Source organism: Wolbachia endosymbiont (group B) of Protocalliphora azurea (assembly GCF_947251865.1).
In the GTDB taxonomy this organism is placed as follows: domain Bacteria; phylum Pseudomonadota; class Alphaproteobacteria; order Rickettsiales; family Anaplasmataceae; genus Wolbachia.
The window spans coordinates 311688-331256 of record NZ_OX366394.1; the positions used below are offsets into that span (position 1 = coordinate 311688).

Sequence of the window (19569 nt, forward strand, 5' to 3'; positions counted from 1 at the left end):
TATTTTTGCTATGGCTTTATCTAAGTTTCTCGACCCTAAAAATGATATAGCATTTCGCCGTATCTTTGGTACAGAAAAGAATAAAGATATCCTCATTCACTTTCTAAATGATATTTTGAGCTTTACTGGCAAAAATGCAATACAGGATATAGAGTTCTTAAGTACTATTTTGGATCCCGAAATTGCCGCTAAAAAGCAAAGTATTGTTGATGTGCTATGTAAAGATTCAACAGGAGTACAATGGATAATTGAGATGCAGGTCGCTAAAACCAAAGGCTTTGAAAAACGTGCCCAATATTACGCTGCTAAAGCCTATTCAAGACAAGCAGATAAAGGTGATCAATACCATGACCTTAAGGAAATTATCTTTATTGCTATAGCAGATTGTATACTGTTTCCTGATAAGTCCGAGTATAAATCAAAGCACACTATTCGCGATGAAGATACTAATGAACATGATCTAAAAGATTTTTACTTTGTATTTATTGAACTGCCTAAATTTTCCAAAACTAAAGAAGATCAGCTTTCAAATATAGTTGAGAAGTGGGTGTATTTTTTTAAGTACGCTGATGAAACAAGTGAAGAAGAATTGGAAAGAATAATAGGAAGTGACGTAATAATCAAAAAAGCGTATGAAGAGCTAAACAGGTTTAACTGGTCAGAAAAAGAGTTTATAGCATATGAACAGGAGAGCAAGCGTATTCGTGATGAACAGGCTGTCCTTGCTCAAAAACTTGATGATGCTAAAGAGGAAGGAATCAAAATTGGTGAAGAGAAAGGAAAGATTGAAGGAAAGATTGAAGGAAAGATTGAAGGAAAGATTGAAGGAAAGATTGAAGTTGCAAAAGCGATGTTGACTAATAATGTTGATATTAACACTATTGTCAAGTGTACAGGTCTTTCTGTCGATGAAGTTCAAGAATTAATTCAAGTTGAAGAGAAATAACCCCTACTATAACTTTTATATTAGGTTGCCTCTTCAATCAAACACAAAAACTGTAATAAAAAAAATTAGTTATGTAAAAGCTATGAAGTTTTTATTTAATTAACTTTTAGGGGAAAACATGACAACAGTAGAACTTAATAACCCAATAACAGTAGAAGGAATTTTACTCTCAGAGCTAACTCTGCGCCGTCCAAAAGTGCGAGATCGTTTAGCTGTTGAACGTATGAGTAATAACGATGCAGAGAAAGAAGTAGCACTAATTGCAAATCTTGCAAGTATTTCAAGAGAAGCAGTAGAAGAACTTGATCTTGCAGACTACAGTAAGATTCAAGAAGCGTTACAAGGTTTTTTGTCTCAGCAGAAGACTTGAGGCTGAGCATATTGTCGCTTAGCTCAATGGTTGGTGGTGGAATCAATCAGTGGCTTGATATGGATATTAAAGAATTTATTACGTGGTTTGAAAGTAGCAAAAAGTTATACAAATGAAAGCAATTTCTATAGTAATTGGAGCAACACTGCAAAGCAGTTTTAATAGTACGATGGCAGGTAGTACGAAGCAGCTTTCTCGTATTGGTAGTACGATAAAACAACTTGAATCATCAAGTAAATCAGTGTCTAAGTTTAAAGAGCTCAGCCACGATGCTCTGCTTGCTTGGCGTTCTTGGAATGAACTGGAAATAAAAACAAAATCTCTTGCTCAGCAGATAAAAAACGCAGAAGAACCGAGTAAGAGTCTGCAAAATGAGTTTACAAGGTCTAAAACTGCAGCACTGAAAGCTAAAACAGCTTATTTACAAAAAAGAAGTGCTCTTCGCCTACTACGCACGGAGTTCAGTAAAAGTGGTAGAGACATAAAATCTCTTATTGGAGATCAAGCTAAACTTGGCTCTTCTATTGAAAAGCTTAAAAATAACTATACGGCTTTAAATTCCGTAATGCAAAAACGTAAAGGAGTTCTAGCGCAAAGAGTAAATTTCAAAGCTCAAATGATAGATGCTGTAACACTTGGACTCACCCTTGCAGCACCACTTAAGGCTGCAATTAGTTTTGAGAGTGCTATGGCTGATGTAAAAAAAGTTGTAAAATTTGAAGATAAAGATGTAAATGGGTTAACAAAGCTTGGGGAAACATTAAAGGCAATGTCACGAACAATTCCGCTATCTGCAGCAGAACTTGCGCAAATTACTGCAAGTGGTGGTCAACTTGGTATTGCAGCTAAAGATCTTGCAATTTTTACAGATACTGTGGCCAAAATGGCAACTGCATTTGATATGTCAGCAGAAGAAGCAGGAGAAGCTATTGCTAAGCTTTCTAATATTTACCAAATTGAAATTGGTGAAATGGCAAATATTGGTGATGCGATAAACCATATCTCTGATAACACTGCAGCAAAGGCCAAGGAAATTGTTCCGACGCTAAACAGAATTGGTGGTACAGCAAGGCAATTTGGCTTAACTGCAGTGGAGGCAGGAGCTTTAGCAAGCAGCTTTATTAGTCTTGGTAAAGCTCCTGAAAAGGCAGGTACGGCGATTAATGCAATGCTTAGCAAACTACAAACAGCGAGTAAACAAGGTGGCAATTTTCAAAAAGCGTTTCAAGTGTTAAAAATAAATGCTCAGGAGTTTGAGAAAGCAATCGGTAAGAATGCACAAGGTACATTACTTAAGTTTTTAGAAACAGTTGCAAAATTAGATAAGCAAGAACGTTCTAGCGTTCTCTTTGACCTCTTTGGTCTTGAATATCAAGATGATATAGCGCTACTTACTGGTAGTCTTGATGAGTATAGAAAATCTTTGCGACTAATAAACGAAGAATATCAAGGCTCAATGCAAAGAGAGTTTGAAAATAGAGCAAATACTACAGCAAATAATCTTCAGTTACTTAAGAACTCAATAGCAGAAGTGGGAATGAATCTTGGCTTTGTATTATTACCATCTTTAAATTTTACTGTTAATCTTCTCAGGTCAGCAACTACACAAGTAGCACTTTATGCCAAGGAGTATAGAGTACTGATACCAATTCCCACTATGCAAAGAACAGATAGACAATAATGGGAAAGAAGTGATAATAAAGTAGATAAAATAGAGAGGTATAAATGGCATTAAGGTCAAAACTATTAGACGAAAAAGTTGTAAATTTGGCGAAAGAAATGTTAAAAAAGGTCAGAAATAACGCATATGTTTCAAAAAAGTTACAAGCGGTGATAGCAGGAAAAGAAAGTAGTATAAGCGCTGTGGCAAGAATATGTAAAATTTCAAGGACTGCTTTGACTGAATGGATAAAGCATCTAAAATTTGGTAGAGTAGAAAGATTATTTGCCCCGTCTCAGCGGCGAAGAAAAAGCAAATTAAAGAAAAATCAACGTGAGCAAATTGAAATATGGGTAGAAAGAAATCCAAATATTACTATTAAGGAAGTGCAGATAAAAATCTCAGAGGAATTTGGCCTAAACATTAGCAAATCAACAGTGCACCGTGAGATACAAAGGATGAAATTTTCTTATATAACACCGAGGCCAATGCACCATAAACAAGATAAAAACAAGCAAGAAGAGTTTAAAAAATACTTCAATAAAATAGTCAATTCCCACCCTGAAAAAGAGGTGTTTTTTTGATGAATCACGATTTGGAACTCATTCAAAAATCGGACACGGATGGTTTAAAAAAGGGGTCAGAACGCAGGTTAAAATGAAAATTGGTAGACAAAATTTCTATATCTACAGTGCGGTAAATCCAAGAAGTGGTAAGAAAATCAGCCTACTTGCTCCATATGTAAACACTGATTGTATGAATATATTTCTGGAGCAGATGTCGAAAGATTTAGGCACGAAAAAAGCCTTTCTTGTAATGGATTGTGCAAGTTGGCATAGATCAAAAAGTTTGAAATTTCAGGAAAACATTACCATTATATACTTGCCTCCTTATTCACCGGAACTGAATCCTGTTGAGAGGTTGTGGCAATATATCAAATACAATACTTTACGTAACAGAGTCTACGATACCATAGGCTTACTTGCAGATGTTCTGTGTAATTTTATTGTCAGTATTTCCAGCACTACTATTAAACGAGTTTGTAATGTTTCTTATTTGTTCGATTAGTAATGGAATTTGGTATGACTACAGTAATCACGAGTACTGCTACAGCCTTGATTAGCATTAAAATAGCAGCTATATCTCTTGGATATGCTTGGACTTTTGTAAAAGGTTCCTTACTCGCTCTTTTGTCTACTTGGAAAGTGTTTGGATCTGTTATTACTTTGGTAAAAATAGGTCTTTCTGCAGTTTTTCCAGCAATAATTGCTGGATTTAAAGCATTGACAATTGCCTTAATGAGTAACCCTATGGGACTGGTTATTGGTGGTTTTGCTGTTGCTGCAACTCTGATGATTATCAAGTGGCAAGCAGTAAAAGACTTCTTTATTACCATTTGGGAATCAGTGAAAGTTGTATGGAAGTCTTTTTCTGATTGGATAGGAAAATTTTGGAATAATATTACTCAGCCTTTTAAAACAATCAATAATCTGTGGAGCAAAAAAAATGAGGCTAGACTAGAAGTTAGATCTGTAAATAACGTTATCAGTGATTCCCTTAAGCACCCTATTACAGCACAAAATAAGACTATAGAGAACAAAATGCAATTTAGTATCAATATTCATTCAAGCCCTGGGCAAAATGCACGCAGCATTGCTGATGAAGTAATGGAACGAATTAGAGAACAATTTAGTGGCGCACTTTACGATATAAATTAAATTATGTTATCTCTTGGTCCATATAGATTTGCATTAACTGAGCAAGGTTTTACACGTAGAAGTGAATATCGCTGGCCTGCACTTGAGCGTATTGGGGAAAAGCCATTGCTTCAAAGTATTGGTCCTGGAGAGGACATTGTTGAGCTTGCAGGAGTAATCTATTCAGGAGGGATGAAGCAAATAAATAATATGCGAAATTCATCGAAACCTCTTTTACTTATTGATGGCCAGGGTAACATTTTAGGCCATTTTGTTATTGTGAAAATAGAAGAAACGCAGAAATATTTTTTTCCAAATGGTGAACCAAGAAAGATTGAGTTTCATTTAAGTTTAAAACATTATAGCAATTTATCATCACAAAATAACACTACTGACTTTACTGCAGCTGACAATGATGTACTACAAAACTAAGGAAAATGATATGTTAGATTTAATCTGCTGGAACTACTATGGATTCAGCTCAGAAGCAGTTGAGATTGTGTTAAGAGCTAATCCTGGACTTGCAGAGTATAAAAGTCTTCCTGCAGGATTAATCATTAAACTTCCTGTTATTCAAAAAGAGACACAAAAGCAAGTAGTAAAACTATGGGATTAAAATGACACCAGACTTTAGTATTTCAGTAGAGGGCATTTCCATCACTGAATTGGTGAAAAGTCGATTGGTATCAATGCATATTACTGATGAAGCAGGAGTAATAAGTGATACTGCTGTAATTCATCTTGATGACCGTGATTCATTATTTGAGATTCCTAGAACTGGGGCAAAGCTAAATATTTTACTCGGGTATAAGGAAACTGGCATTGTGCCAATGGGAGATTATATAGTAAATGAAATTACGCTACAAGGCCCGCCACAATCACTAAAGATTAAAAGTCATGCAGCGGATCTAAAAGAGTCATTAAAGGAACAAGTGTTTAATGAGTGGCATCAAATCACCTTAAATGATTTGGTAAAAAAGATTGCAGACAAACATGGCTATCAAGCTAAAGTTGCTGCAGAGTTTGCAAATATCATGATATCGCATATTGATCAGACTGCAGAGAGCGATATGCATTTTTTAACCAGGCTTGCTCAAATTTATGGAGCAATAGCAAAACCTGCAGGAGGATATTTACTTTTTGTTTCAAAAGGGAAAGCAAAATCAGTTACCGGAAAAACTTTAAGCACTATTACTTTAACACCTAGAGATATTACAAGTTGGCAAGTAAGATTTAATGAGCGTAATCAATATGGCTCGGTTATTGCCTATTGGTATGATTATGAAAAAGCAGAGACTATAACAGAAAAAATAGGCGATCAAGAACCAAGCTATATTCTGCGAGATGTTTATGCAAGCAGTGATTTGGCGCAAAGTGCAGCATCTGTAAAATTAAATCAGCTGATGAGCAGTACAGCAACACTAAATATCACAATGCCAGGCAAACCTGAGTTATTTGCCGAAGCAAAGATTAATCTTTCTGGATTTCGTAAAGGAGTTTATGGTGATTGGATAATAAATAAGGCTGAGCATGTAATTGATAACCTAGGCTATCGTAGTATGGTAACAGCTGTTACGGAGGCACGGGAAAGTAAATTGATAATTTCCTCATAGATATCTTTTTTTTCTTTATTATTATTTAATTCCTCTACAGCAAGATCTAAAGGAGTTTTTTTATCTTTGTTTTTAGCAAGAGGATTTGCTCCGTTTTCCAGTAGAAATTTAGTAATTTCTAGATGTCCTTTTCGTGCAGCATAATGCAAAGCTGTCCAGCCAAAAGCATCAGTAGTATTTATATCAATGCCTTCTTCAACCAGAAATTTTATAACTTCTAAACAGCCTCCACTTGTAGCATAGTGTAATGATGTTGCACCAAAATAGTAGGTGTCATTGATATTTACTGCATTTTTTATTAAGGATTTTATGTTATCCAAATTGCAGCTTTCAGCTGCAATACGTAATGCTATTCTATCTTCACTAGTTGTTTTACTTTCTATTGGTATAATTTTTGATGGTTTACAATGCTGAAACAAAAAGATAACACATATTATTGGTATTATCGAATTTACTAATAGTTTTCGAAAAATGCTGAATTTCATATCTATGATATTATTTACATTACTTGCTTAATGCAATGAGTTAGCTTTAAGAAAAATTCTTAAGATTTTTTTGGACGTATTTTTGACAAATCTTGTATATATTAGTATACAGCTTTTTGTACAAAAACATGAAAAACCAAAGTACAGGAAAGATTCCTGTAGCAGTAATTGCTACTATGGTGATACAAACAATAGCATTGATCTGGTGGCTAGCTAAGCTCGACTTAAGAGTTCATATGCATGATAAATTTATAGAGCAAAATCAAAGGACTACAGAAATCATCTATCGTCTTGAAGAAAGGGTCAAAAACCTTGCTGAAGAAGTTAACGAGCTTGAGCAGAGACAAAAATGACAAAGTATATTTTATCGGTTGATGGAGGAGGAATTAGAGGAATAATTCCTGCAATTATTCTAGCAGAAATTGAATCTAGGACAAAAAAGCCAATTTCTCAGATCTTTGATTTAATGGCAGGTACCTCAACCGGTGGAATTATTGTTGCTGGACTTTGTAAAAGCAATAAACTTCAATACTCTGCCAATGATTTGGTTGAACTTTACCAAGAGTATGGAGCATATATCTTTCAAGCATCACTTTGGAGAAAATCAATCGCTTCTTGGCTGAGTGGTTCTCAGTACTCATATAAAAATATGGAATTTATTCTCAACAAATACTTCGGCGAAAGCACTATGGCCGATGTCGCGAGTAATACCAAATTCCATTACTAATCGAACAAATAAGAAACATTACAAACTCGTTTAATAGTAGTGCTGGAAATACTGACAATAAAATTACACAGAACATCTGCAAGTAAGCCTATGGTATCGTAGACTCTGTTACGTAAAGTATTGTATTTGATATATTGCCACAACCTCTCAACAGGATTCAGTTCCGGTGAATAAGGAGGCAAGTATATAATGGTAATGTTTTCCTGAAATTTCAAACTTTTTGATCTATGCCAACTTGCACAATCCATTACAAGAAAGGCTTTTTTCGTGCCTAAATCTTTCGACATCTGCTCCAGAAATATATTCATACAATCAGTGTTTACATATGGAGCAAGTAGGCTGATTTTCTTACCACTTCTTGGATTTACCGCACTGTAGATATAGAAATTTTGTCTACCAATTTTCATTTTAACCTGCGTTCTGACCCCTTTTTTAAACCATCCGTGTCCGATTTTTGAATGAGTTCCAAATCGTGATTCATCAAAAAAACACCTCTTTTTCAGGGTGGGAATTGACTATTTTATTGAAGTATTTTTTAAACTCTTCTTGCTTGTTTTTATCTTGTTTATGGTGCATTGGCCTCGGTGTTATATAAGAAAATTTCATCCTTTGTATCTCACGGTGCACTGTTGATTTGCTAATGTTTAGGCCAAATTCCTCTGAGATTTTTATCTGCACTTCCTTAATAGTAATATTTGGATTTCTTTCTACCCATATTTCAATTTGCTCACGTTGATTTTTCTTTAATTTGCTTTTTCTTCGCCGCTGAGACGGGGCAAATAATCTTTCTACTCTACCAAATTTTAGATGCTTTATCCATTCAGTCAAAGCAGTCCTTGAAATTTTACATATTCTTGCCACAGCGCTTATACTACTTTCTTTTCCTGCTATCACCGCTTGTAACTTTTTTGAAACATATGCGTTATTTCTGACCTTTTTTAACATTTCTTTCGCCAAATTTACAACTTTTTCGTCTAATAGTTTTGACCTTAATGCCATTTATACCTCTCTATTTTATCTACTTTATTATCACTTCTTTCCCATTATTGTCTATCTGTTCTTTGCATAGTGGGAATTGGTATAATCTACTGCTCACCAGTTATGACATTCACAACAATTGTGAATTTTTCTTCAAAAGTTGGAAAGAAGAAAACATTAAGTTGAAAGATGCACTCAGAGCTACAACAGCTGCCCCAACGTACTTTGCGCCAAAACGTCTAAAAGTTAGCCAAACAGAGAGAGTGTTGATAGATGGCGGAGTGTTTGCCAATAATCCAGCTGCTTGTGCATATGCAAGTGCTAAGAGGTTATTTCCAAATGATGATATTGTACTGTTATCGATAGGTACTGGCAGAACAGATAGAAGCATAGAGTATGTTAATTCAAGAAGATTTGGAAAAATAGGGTGGGTCAAGCCACTACTAAATGTGATGTTTGCCTCTGGATTGGATTGCGTTGATTATCAACTAGAGCAAGTAATAGATAATAAATATATGCGAATACAATCACAATTGAAAGTTGCATCAGCTGAGATGGATGATATAACACCTCAAAATATTAAATGTTTGCAGCAAGAAGCAAAGGCAATGATAGAAAGTCATCAAAGAGTAATTGATGTGCTATCAAAATAATATAAGTTTATGAAAAAACTTTTTTTCTGATGAGAGAGTTATAAAATTCAAAGCTTTTTTGAAAAAGATAGAATTTTAAAAAATAATTTGGACGTTTTTTTTACCAATCTTGTATATATATAACATAAACTTGAAGCGCAGGAACTACAAAAGAAAATTCAGCTTTAAGAGAAAAAAGATAGTAAAAAAAATCTTCTAATCAAAAAAGGGATGTAATATGTTAAAAGGCATGAAATCTTTATTATACAAAAGTAAAATGTCGAAATGTTTTTTCACAATGTTACTTGCATGCTTTATTATGCCAATATGTAACGCTCAGCCACCTCAAAAAAATAACGTACATGAGTTCACATCAGCCACATGGAATACCAACGGCCCGCGCTGGAATGTTGTGCAAGCGTTGATGAATTATGGATTAGACATTTTAGCCATTCAAGAAGCTGGAAATATTGGAGATATTTCTAGTCAATTGTCTAGTCCGGCCGGCAATCGATTACAGATTTGCTTTGGAGGGTTTGACCTTGAGCCTAACTCAGACGTAGGCGTTCAGGAATATATTTGGAATACTGGATCAGGAACTTTTTATATGTATTATTACAACAATCGTTTAGATACCCCGTCAGCTCCGGGAACGAGTCAAGGGACTACTAAGCAAAATATGGCAATAATTTCCAGGCAAAGGGCAGGTGAAATTGTACTCATTCCATCTGAAGTTAGACATACACCAATAGATGCTGCGTCAGAGAACTATCAATCCCGCACTTTTATAAATCGACCAGTTTTAGGAATACGTATTGCCAATAGTGTTTTCTTTAATATTCATCCAGAACCAAATAGAACGCGTAATGAAGCTCCTGAACTGATAAACGTTATACAAAATTATATGGAGACATATTATCCTGATCAAACCTGGATGGTGATGGGAGACTTCAACAGAACTCCAGCACAACTTAGGTCAGATCTCCCTAGTGCTAATAATGGTAGGTTTATCGATATAATGAATTCAGGGCAGAACACACGATCATCAGGTGAGTTAGATTATAGCATTGTGGGTGGTCCAGCAATCCATCGAACTGCTATCATTGCAATAGTAGCACAATTACTACAGATGCAGGTGCCAAACCCCTCAGATCATAAACCTGTTAGATTTAATTAATCTCTAAATATAATACAATGGTTGAGATTGTTCATCAACTTAGTGAGTCATCGATTTATTTATATAAAATTTATAGGATTTAGGCCATCATGAAAAAATATTTGAAGTATATAAAAACATTACAACTGGCAAAGGGCATTTTGGCAGGTTCGATTTTTCTTTCATCGTACTGTTTTGCTGATGAAAATTATTTGTTAAGTGGTAAAGTCACATCAATGTCAGATAATTTTAATTATTGTGGTTTTATTTTAGATAACTATCAACAGCCTGGTATAAAAATATACAATAGAATTTTCTGTGATTTTATAAGAAAAGCTAGGGATTTTGACCAAAAAGTTACTGTTGAAATGATCGGTGATCCTAGCACTATAGATAGCATAACTAAACTCAAAGGTGTGCGTTTTTTAGACAGAAATTCCAGTTGGTTTACAAATAAAGATGGTATTGAAGAATCATATTCTTTAAAAGGCAATATAGAAGATATCTATTATAATGCTGTTAATAGTCGTTGCTATATTGCAATTAATGATCCTCGCCCATCAAAAACGAAATATAATAATAAATTTCATGAAACTAATAGTAAAAGTATATGTGAATTGGCAGAGGACGCCTTTTATCTAGGGTTAAAAGTTGAAATTCAAGCATCTTTAGACCCACATCCGGACTATGCTAATGACATTAGGATTCTTAAATTAGTAAATTCGTGTTCAAATTTAAGAAGTCACTAAATTTGATCTTCTGATGCAGGAGGAATTAGAAGAATCACTTCTGCCATTATTCTAGCAGAAATTAGATGTAGAACAAAAAAGCCAGTTAAGATTTAATTTGGTGGGAAAGTCAATCATAAGTGTTGGAAGTGGTGGTAAAAGGATATAAAGAGCTATTATTACAGAAAAATGAGGGTAGTCATCGATCAAATAGAAGGAATACTAAGATTAATTAAAGATGATGATCTGGAAAGATATGATGGGTCAAGCCACTACTGAATGTGATGTTTGCCTCTGGATTGTGTTGATTATCAACTAGAACAAGTAATAGATGATAAATATATGCGAATACAATCACAATTGAAAGGAGCATCAGCTGAAATGGATGATATAACACCTCAAAATATTAAATGTTTGCAGCAAGAAGCAAAGGCAATGATAGAAAGTCACCAAAGAGTAATTGATATGCTATCAACATGATATAAGTTTATGAAAAACTTTTTTTCTGATGAGAGAGTTATAAAATTCAAAGCTTTTTTGAAAAAGATAGAATTTTAAAAAATAATTTGGACGTTTTTTTTACCAATCTTGTATATATATAACATAAAAGCGCGTTTTCACGCAAATAAATCATATGGAATCCACTTCACAAAAGTCTACTATTGAGGCCACAAAGCTTGAGCTGCCAAAAGGCGGAGGAGCGATAAAAGGAATCAGTGAAGCTTTTGAGGCTAACTCATTCACTGGTACTGGATCTTTCTCAATACCAATTGCGCTACCAACTTGTCGTAATTTCTCACCTTCTTTAAGCGTTAATTACAGCTCTGGAAGTGGTAACGGAGTATTTGGTATAGGGTTTAATGTTTCAATAGCAAGTATTATCAGAAAAACATCCAAAAAAATTCCAACTTATGATGATGAAGATATTTTTGTCCTAAGTGGAGCAGATGACTTGGTTGCGATTAATCAAACAAGTAATAGCAAATATGATATTACTTATTATCAGCCACGTGTTGAAGGATTATTTGCTAAAATAGAGCGTTTAATAAGTAAAAGTGATAGCACTATTCATTGGCAAGTTACTAGTAAAGATGGCAGTGTTTCCGTTTATGGTAAAAATAAACAAGCACAAATCTATGATCCAAAGAGTAATAGCCGCATAGCAGAGTGGTTACTGGAGGAATTAAGTGATGTATACGGAAATAAAATATTTTATTATTACCGCTCTAGTACAAAAGATACAAGTGTACAAGGTGATGGCAGAGTAATTGATCGCATTGCTTATGGACATAACCAAGAGTTCAATTACAGCTATTTTGAAGTTTTGTTTGATTACGGCGAAAACGACTTTGTAAGTCCAGTTGATAAAAAATATAGCGAAGAAAGAAAAGCAATTCTACGCCAAGATTCGTTTACCTCACACACCACAGGATTTGCAATTAGAACTGAACTCTTATGCCGAGCGATAAGAATTTATCACCGTTTTGATGCAGAACCGATTCTAGTAAATGGCACATATTTTGATTACGATGAAAAACCAACAATTACCTACTTAAGAGCGGTAAAGCAGGTTGGCTATTATGAGAGAGGAGAAAAAAGATTTAGCAAATCAACACCAACTTTAGTTTTTTCTCATACCAGTGATGATTCTACCTACGTTTCAACAGTTTCGTCTGTCGGACTTAAAGATGGCAACAAACCGTCTAAAGAGCTTCTACAGATTCTAAAAGAACAAGACTATATATTTAAAAAAGATAGTGCAGAGATTGTAGCAGAAAACTCAAATTGGAAAATCAAAGACAGTGAAAAAACTCTTGTCATAAAAGAAAAAGGTAATTTTTTAGATCTTCACAATAGAAATAATAAAAACTCTTTTAAACCAGTAAAAATAGAAGGAATAAACAAAAACTTTCCTGGGTATTTAAATGATCAAAGATTTCAATCGGTTGATTTATATCAAGAAGGTATTGAAGGGATATTATATAACGATGGCAACACAATCCTTTATTTTAGACCAAATGGCAATGGAGAGTTTGCTCAAGCTAAACTGCTAGAGCGTTTTCCATCGCTGTTTCGTAAAACTACTTATTCACTGACGAGTTTAGAAGGTAACGGTGAGTTACAGCTTTATGTGAATGAAAGTGGTTTTCAAGGTTATCATGATTTTGATGGTAAGTGGAGTGAATTTAAGCCTCTTGAATCGCAAATAATCAATTTGAGCAGTGAACTTCAAGAGATGATAGATGTCACCGGAGATGGAAGAACGGATATCGTAATATTTGAAGGAGAAAGTGTAAGAGTATATCCATCTATAGGTAAAAAAGGATACAAAGAAGCTATTTACAGTAGAGCGCCAAAAGATTTGCCAAATCAACGTGTCAGTTCAGAGAGTACTTTAGTACGCTTTGCTGACATGTTTGGTGATGGCAAAAGCCATTTAGTAAAAATAGAAAATGGTAAAGTAGAATGTTGGCCAAATCTTGGCTACGGTAAATTTGGTGAAAAAGTTGTATTTGAAAACGCTCCATATTTTAGGAAGGGATTAAATGCAAAAAGACTTTACTTTGCTGACATTGATGGCTCTGGTACTACTGATTTAGTTTATGCTAACCATAATAGTTTAGATATCTATTATAACAATAGTGGTAATTCATTTAGTAAGCCAGTTAATTTGAAATTACCGGTAGATTACAATCAAATTGGTCGTATTGAGTTTGCTGATATTCTAGGAAATGGAACTAACTGTTTGCTTATTAGCTATCTGGATCAAAACTTAAAATTACAGCATCTGTACTACGATTTTTACAACGGAGTAAAGCCGCACTTACTGAAGCAAATAGATAATAACATGGGTAACCTTACCCGTCTTCATTATGCAGCTTCTACTCAGTTTTATTTGAAAGATAGAAAGGCATGGGTAACAAGTCTGCCGTTTCCAGTACAAGTAATTGAAAAAATAGAAACTCTAGACAATATAGTAGGAAGTAAACTTACAAGTAAATATAGCTATCATCATGGATTTTATGATTACACTGAAAAAGAATTTCGCGGATTTGGTTTTGTAGAAACCTGGGACACGGAAGATTTTGCCACTATTGAGAAAAAAGAACATTATGTAGCACCAATTTACACCAAGACTTGGTATCACACTGGAGCTTATAAAAAAGCAGGAGATTTAGTTGAGAGCTATAGAAAGGAATTTTACCAAGGAGATGGTAAAGCGTTAAAAATAACGCCACAAGTATTAGATAAAAATATCATCTCAATAGAGGATAAAAGACAAGCATACCGCGGGATTCAAGGGCAAGTGCTAAGACAAGAAGTATATGGTTTAGATAAAGGAGAAAATCCAACCCTCTACTTGCATCCATATTCAGTCACTGAATCCAGCGCTGCAGTAAAACTACTAAGATCGAGTAAAGATAATACTAATAAAGACTCTAGATTTAAATACGGAATATTCTTTGTTAATTTACAGGAAACTATTAGCTATCATTATGAAAGAAACTGCTGTGATCCACGTATTCAGCACGACTTTGTTTTAGAGGTTGATGAGTATGGTAATGTCACTAAATCAGCAGGTATTACTTACCCTCGCCGAAATCAGCCAAACAATTACTCAGAGCAGCAAAAGTTACATGCTACTTTAGAACATAACTTTTACATTAATAACACTAAAGAATTTTACTTACTTGGAGCTCTCTATAAATCACAAGCTTTTGAGATAGGTGGATTAAGAGTTGCAACAGATAGCTATGTTAACATTAGTGACTTAAGGACACACGTAGAGAAATCTCTACAAAATACGATAAAATTTGAAGAAAACTTAAACTATACAAATCCGCAAGCAAGGATCTTAAGTGAAAATCACAATTATTTTTGGAATAAAGAACAAAATTCTACTTTATCACTTGGCTCTGTAACCCAGCAAGCACTGCTTTCCCATACTGAAGCTATGGCATTTTCTGATAGTCAAATCAAAGAAGTATTTTCGGGCAAAATAACCTCTGATCAGATGTTAAAAGACCTTGGCTACAAAAAAACGTCGAATAATCTTTGGTGGGTACCAAGTCCAACACAGTACTATTATGGTAGCGATAAATACTATTTACCGGAAAAAGTAATTGACGTTTTTGGCGCTGAGACTGCAATTGTTTATGATAAATATAATTTACTGCCAATAAAAACAATAGTTAAAGCCACTGCAACCTCAAATTATGAAACAACAGCAGAATATGATTATCAACTTTTAAGTCCAGTAAAACTTACTGATCATAACGATAATGTTTCAGAAGTTATATTAAATCCACTGGGAGTTGTAATTGCCGCTTCAATTTACGGCAGAGAAAACGGAGAAGAAAAAGGTGATAAGCCACTACTCGAATATCAAGTAAGAAAAAATCCAAATTTTGAAGATGTTTTAGGGACAGCAGAAGGAGCAAATGGTCCAGGGCACTACTTACAGAATGCAACAAGTTTCTTTTATTATGACCTAGAAGCATGGAGAAAGAATGGTCAACCTGTGCATGTGATTAATCTGCAGAGAGAGACTCATGTTTCAGAAGGAGCATCGACAAGAATCAGGAGAGTTGTAACTCACATTGATGGGTTTGGCAGAAATCTTGAAACTAAAATGCTCGTAGATTCAGATAGTAAACAATGGCTAGCATCAGGGAGAGTTGTTTATAACAATAAAGGTACGGAGGTGAAAAAGTATGAACCTTTTTATAGTAATTCACCTTTTTATGATGCCGAAGAGAGTGTGCGTAATCAGGGAGTATCTGACACTCTTTATTATGATCCTCTGCTGAGAAACATTCGTATTGATACGGCAAAAGGTTTTTTCAGCAAAGTAGAATTTGATTCGTGGACTACAAAGAATTTTGATCTTAATGATACGGTAAAAGATTCGACATACTACAAAGAATTTACCGAGAAATGGAATAAAGCAAGCTCAGAAGAAAAAACTGCTTTAAAGGATGAAAAAGACTCACTGAGCAAAGCAGAAAAGCATTATAATACACCAACGATAGAACATCTGGATAGCCTCAGGAGAAAGTTTTTGCAAATAGACATATTAAGCAAGAATGGGCAAAGCAATGTAGAGTTAAAATCCCACGTCAAACTTGATATTCAAGGAAATGAACGAGAAAGTGTTGATTCAAGGTTTTACGAGCAAAACCAAGGTAAGGAAGAAAAGATAAAGAATTTTATCCACACCTATTCGATGGCAGGGCTCTTAAAGAGCACCAGTATTGATGCTGGAGAAACCTGGAGTTTAGCAAATGTTGCAGGGAGTAGCGTATACAATTGGGATGGCAAAGGATCACTTACTTACACAGAATATGATAAATTGCAACGTCCAGTAAGAGTAAAAGCCACTGATAATGATCTCAATTTAAATGGCAATGTCGTTGAAAGATTCTTTTACTCTGAAAATACTCAAGATAAGGCAACAAATCGTTATGGAACGCTTATTGCTCATTATGATCAAGCAGGACTAACTGAGATTAAAGAAAATGATTTTAAAGGTCAGGTGTTAAAAAGCAGTTATCACTTGAGAAAAAAATATAAACAAGAAGCAGACTGGAAAGGTGTTGAAAGTATTACTACAACTCATTCAGACCTTGAGCGAGAAGTGTTTAACTCAAGTATAAAGTATAATGCAATTGGTCAAATAATTGAAAAAACAGATTCGCAAAATAATACTCACAGTCCAATTTACGATATAGCAGGCAGAGTGAAGCAAATTAAGCTTAAAAAAAGAGGAGAAACAATTAATAAGGAATACGTTTCAGGTATTAGTTATAATCCTAAAAGCCAGCGCACGTCTGTTACTTATGGCAATGGTGTTGTTACCAGCTATAGCTATGACCCTAAAACTTTTCAGCTTACTAAACTAGAAAGTAAAAAGGGACAAAAGAAATTGCAAAATATTCACTATACGTATGATCCAATAGGAAACATTACTACAATGGAAGATGAGTCTTATAAGATAATTTTTCCAAATAACAAAAGTATAGATAATAAGTCTGATTATCACTATGATTCACTTTATCGGCTGACTCAAGCAATTGGAAAGGAACATCCAGCACTAAGTGGAAAGGAAGAAATTATTACGCCAATTCCGCATCTAAATAACCAAAATGCGATTAGTAATTACACTGAGTACTATGATTTTGATTATGGCAGTAACATTACGAAAATTAGGCATAACGGAAAAAATAGTTCCACTAAAGAGTTTTACATATCTAATAAATCCAATCGCAGTTTGCCAATAATAGATAAAAGGCCAGTAAATGAGAATGATATAGATAAAAATTATGATGAGAGCGGTAATCTACTAAAACTGAATGGTTCGCAGGATTTTCACTGGAATTACCGAGATAACATAGCTTATGTTGATATTATAACAAGGCCTAGTGGTAAAAATGATAGTGAATATTATGTTTATGATAGTAGTGGACAACGAGTTCGAAAAGTTACTGAAACCTATCAGAATGATGAAGCTCATTCTACCAAAGTAGACAAAATCTACTTTGGTGATATCGAGGTTACGAGAACTTATCAAGAGAGTGATTTAAAGAAAGAGAAATACACCGTCCATGTGATGGACGATAAAAGTAGAGTAGCTCTACATCATTATTGGACAAAAGGAACTTCAGATGAAACTAGAGAAAACCAAGATCGTTATCAGCTGAGTAATCATTTAGATTCGGCAGCCTTAGAGTTAAATGATAATGCTGAAATCATGACATATGAGGAATATCTGCCATTTGGTGGTACAGCCCTTATTGCAGGAAAAACAGCTCGTGAAGTAACTGAAAAAGAATATAGATATTCAGGGAAAGAAAAGGATAATAGCACAGGTCTCTATTACTATGGGGCACGTTATTATGCGCCTTGCCTCTCTAGGTGGATAAATCCAGATCCTGCTGGAACTGTTGATGGACTCAATCTTTATCGGTTTGTTAGGGGTAATCCGGTAATTTATAGAGATAAACACGGAAATGTTGCCAATGAGTCAGAATTAAGGAAATTAAAAAAAGGAAAACTACTAGCAACTGGTGATGGTAGGTATGTGAAAGGTGCAATAAATCTACCACGACCATCAGCAATATATTCTGAATTTCAATCAATGGATGAGATGAGTCTAGATAATGCATTGACAGAGGATAATTTCAAGCAGTATATCTTTACCTCCGGTCTACTGACTAGACCAGAATACAAAGGTTCAAATTTGTTAAAAGAAGGTAAATCTCAAGTGTTTAACTTTGCGATAGGAAAGGTAGATACAGGGTATGATGAAGAGGGAAAAGACAAGTTCTATACACTCAAAATAGGTGAAAAAGAAACTAATAAGGCTTATTGGCTGCCTCAAGGAGGTTACGTTGACATTGATCGGGAACCATTTATAGATGATGATCCACATTATGTTTTTACTCCAGATTTTAGTGGTTGCTCACTAACGGTTAATGTGATTGATGTAGATAAATTGCGTGTTCGACATGTTGAAGGAAACAAGGAAGATGCTCAATTTAATCAACTTCCTGTTAAAGAACGTGGAAGTGAGACCACACATGTCATGGAATACAAAGATTACGGTTATTATAAAAATGATAGAGGAAATTTAGTAGAGAATGTAACAGGTTTTGCATATATGAAATACGATATTATAAATCTAAGATGGGTACTTTCATATCAAAAGCAACTTAATCCACAAAGGATTACTCAATATCATGAAAAAGAACAGCATCTAATTTTTACACAGGTAAAATCAAGTGAGTTCTCTGTGGTAGGAACAGAACAAGCTTTCATACCTCATAATTACAATGAGGTTATTGCTAGTATTGTCAGGAAATCTACTAGACAAACAGGATAAAGCCTAAGAACCGAAAAATCACTGAGAATTATCAAGGAATTTATAGGAAAAAATCATGACCAATACAACCAATGATTCCAAAATTCTGTTGAAGATGGGAATAAACGTTGAAGAAGCTGAGAAGTTACTCAGTTTTAAAAATGAAAATGATGAGTATTTATATGACTCAGCATTTAAAATTATGTGAGATTGAAAAGGTAAAAGACACAAGCACAGAGCAAGAGGCTAAAGATATTTACCAGAAAGCTTTTGCAAGGTGTAAGTTCTCTTCTGTTTAAGTTGAGTAACGAAAACAACAAATACTGATTTAAAAAATTGTAGAGAGGAAAAATATGACAAATGAAAATACCGTTAACGATTCTCAACTTCGTCTAGAGAAGATGGGAATCAAAGGAGAAATAGCTAATAAACTACTGAGCTTTAAAAATGAAGGTGGTGAGTTAGAATACGACTCAGCATTTAAAATCACGGATTTGTCTGAGAATACCTTTGTTGATAGAGTAAAAAACACAATTTCAGTAGAAGAAGCTAAGGAGATCTATCAAAAGGCTTTAAACAGAAGAGAATTTGTTTCCCATTATATTAAAAATGCAAGAGATATAAACGAACCACACTACCGAGCATTACGTGTCTGCAATATTGACCATGATACAGCAGCTCAGTGTAAAAAAATTATACAAAATTTGTAAGGAGAA

The 19569-nt window shown here is 34.5% G+C and carries 15 protein-coding genes and 3 pseudogenes; 16 read left to right on the plus strand and 2 right to left on the minus strand.

Annotation, left to right across the window (positions count from 1 at the left end; genetic code table 11):
• Positions 1-10: 10 nt before the first annotated feature.
• From OPR35_RS01455 to OPR35_RS01490, 8 genes are all read left to right on the plus strand, one after another.
• Positions 11-946 (plus strand): Rpn family recombination-promoting nuclease/putative transposase, encoded by a 936-nt coding sequence (locus OPR35_RS01455; RefSeq protein ID WP_265024926.1) that lies wholly within the window; start codon positions 11-13, stop codon positions 944-946.
• Positions 947-1064: 118 nt separating this feature from the next.
• Positions 1065-1316, plus strand: a complete 252-nt coding sequence (locus OPR35_RS01460; RefSeq protein ID WP_262986631.1) for a phage tail assembly protein — start codon at positions 1065-1067, stop codon at positions 1314-1316.
• Between the two features lie 169 nt (positions 1317-1485).
• Entirely contained in the window at positions 1486-2997 is a 1512-nt protein-coding gene (locus OPR35_RS01465; protein ID WP_265024927.1) for a phage tail tape measure protein, read from the plus strand.
• Between the two features lie 44 nt (positions 2998-3041).
• Positions 3042-4044 (plus strand): IS630 family transposase gene (locus OPR35_RS01470; RefSeq protein ID WP_230608967.1). Its coding sequence is split into 2 segments (ribosomal slippage): positions 3042-3551 and positions 3553-4044, totalling 1002 coding nucleotides; the frame shifts between segments, so codons are not numbered across the junction.
• Between the two features lie 2 nt (positions 4045-4046).
• Complete coding sequence (locus tag OPR35_RS01475) at positions 4047-4694, plus strand: hypothetical protein (RefSeq protein ID WP_265024928.1); 648 nt, start codon at positions 4047-4049, stop codon at positions 4692-4694.
• Positions 4695-4697: 3 nt separating this feature from the next.
• Positions 4698-5105: a phage tail protein gene (locus OPR35_RS01480; protein WP_262986629.1), complete on the plus strand. Its 408-nt coding sequence runs from the start codon at positions 4698-4700 to the stop codon at positions 5103-5105.
• 10 nt (positions 5106-5115) lie between these two features.
• Positions 5116-5289, plus strand: a complete 174-nt coding sequence (locus OPR35_RS01485) for a tail protein X (RefSeq protein ID WP_244226844.1) — start codon at positions 5116-5118, stop codon at positions 5287-5289.
• Position 5290: 1 nt separating this feature from the next.
• Positions 5291-6286 carry a phage late control D family protein gene (locus OPR35_RS01490; protein ID WP_262986628.1) on the plus strand — a complete coding sequence of 332 codons (996 nt, stop codon included), beginning with the start codon at positions 5291-5293 and terminating at the stop codon, positions 6284-6286.
• Here OPR35_RS01490 and OPR35_RS01495 read toward each other — a convergent pair.
• On the minus strand, positions 6223-6771 hold the full coding sequence (locus tag OPR35_RS01495) for an ankyrin repeat domain-containing protein (RefSeq protein ID WP_262986627.1): 549 nt from the start codon (positions 6769-6771) through the stop codon (positions 6223-6225). The two genes, OPR35_RS01490 and OPR35_RS01495, sit on opposite strands and share 64 nt — an antisense overlap.
• Before the next feature lie 128 nt (positions 6772-6899).
• On the opposite strand from OPR35_RS01495, the gene OPR35_RS01500 reads away from it, so the two are divergent.
• Positions 6900-7124 (plus strand): hypothetical protein, encoded by a 225-nt coding sequence (locus OPR35_RS01500; protein ID WP_262986626.1) that lies wholly within the window; start codon positions 6900-6902, stop codon positions 7122-7124.
• Positions 7121-7480, plus strand: a pseudogene (locus OPR35_RS01505) (patatin-like phospholipase family protein); the annotation flags it as partial. The gene OPR35_RS01500 and the pseudogene OPR35_RS01505, both read left to right, overlap by 4 nt.
• Positions 7481-7494: 14 nt before the next feature.
• Here the strand turns inward: OPR35_RS01505 and OPR35_RS01510 are convergent.
• Positions 7495-8497, minus strand: a protein-coding gene (locus tag OPR35_RS01510) for an IS630 family transposase (protein WP_230608967.1) whose coding sequence is annotated in 2 segments (ribosomal slippage) — positions 7495-7986 and positions 7988-8497 — 1002 coding nt in all. Because the reading frame shifts where the segments join, the coding sequence is not laid out codon by codon here.
• Positions 8498-8580: 83 nt separating this feature from the next.
• Here OPR35_RS01510 and OPR35_RS01515 point away from each other — a divergent pair.
• The 6 genes and pseudogenes from OPR35_RS01515 to OPR35_RS01540 form a co-directional block, all read left to right on the plus strand.
• Positions 8581-9129: pseudogene (locus OPR35_RS01515) on the plus strand (patatin-like phospholipase family protein); the annotation flags it as partial.
• A 217-nt stretch (positions 9130-9346) separates the two neighbouring features.
• Complete coding sequence (locus OPR35_RS01520; RefSeq protein WP_265024929.1) at positions 9347-10285, plus strand: endonuclease/exonuclease/phosphatase family protein; 939 nt, start codon at positions 9347-9349, stop codon at positions 10283-10285.
• An 89-nt stretch (positions 10286-10374) separates the two neighbouring features.
• Positions 10375-11013 carry a hypothetical protein gene (locus OPR35_RS01525; protein WP_265024930.1) on the plus strand — a complete coding sequence of 213 codons (639 nt, stop codon included), beginning with the start codon at positions 10375-10377 and terminating at the stop codon, positions 11011-11013.
• A gap of 239 nt (positions 11014-11252) precedes the next feature.
• Positions 11253-11472 (plus strand): annotated as a pseudogene (locus tag OPR35_RS01530) (patatin-like phospholipase family protein); the annotation flags it as partial.
• A 154-nt stretch (positions 11473-11626) separates the two neighbouring features.
• Positions 11627-18874: a SpvB/TcaC N-terminal domain-containing protein gene (locus tag OPR35_RS01535; RefSeq protein ID WP_265024931.1), complete on the plus strand. Its 7248-nt coding sequence runs from the start codon at positions 11627-11629 to the stop codon at positions 18872-18874.
• Between the two features lie 332 nt (positions 18875-19206).
• A complete protein-coding gene (locus OPR35_RS01540) occupies positions 19207-19563 on the plus strand; it encodes a hypothetical protein (protein ID WP_265024932.1) in 357 nt (118 codons plus the stop codon).
• Positions 19564-19569: the final 6 nt, after the last annotated feature.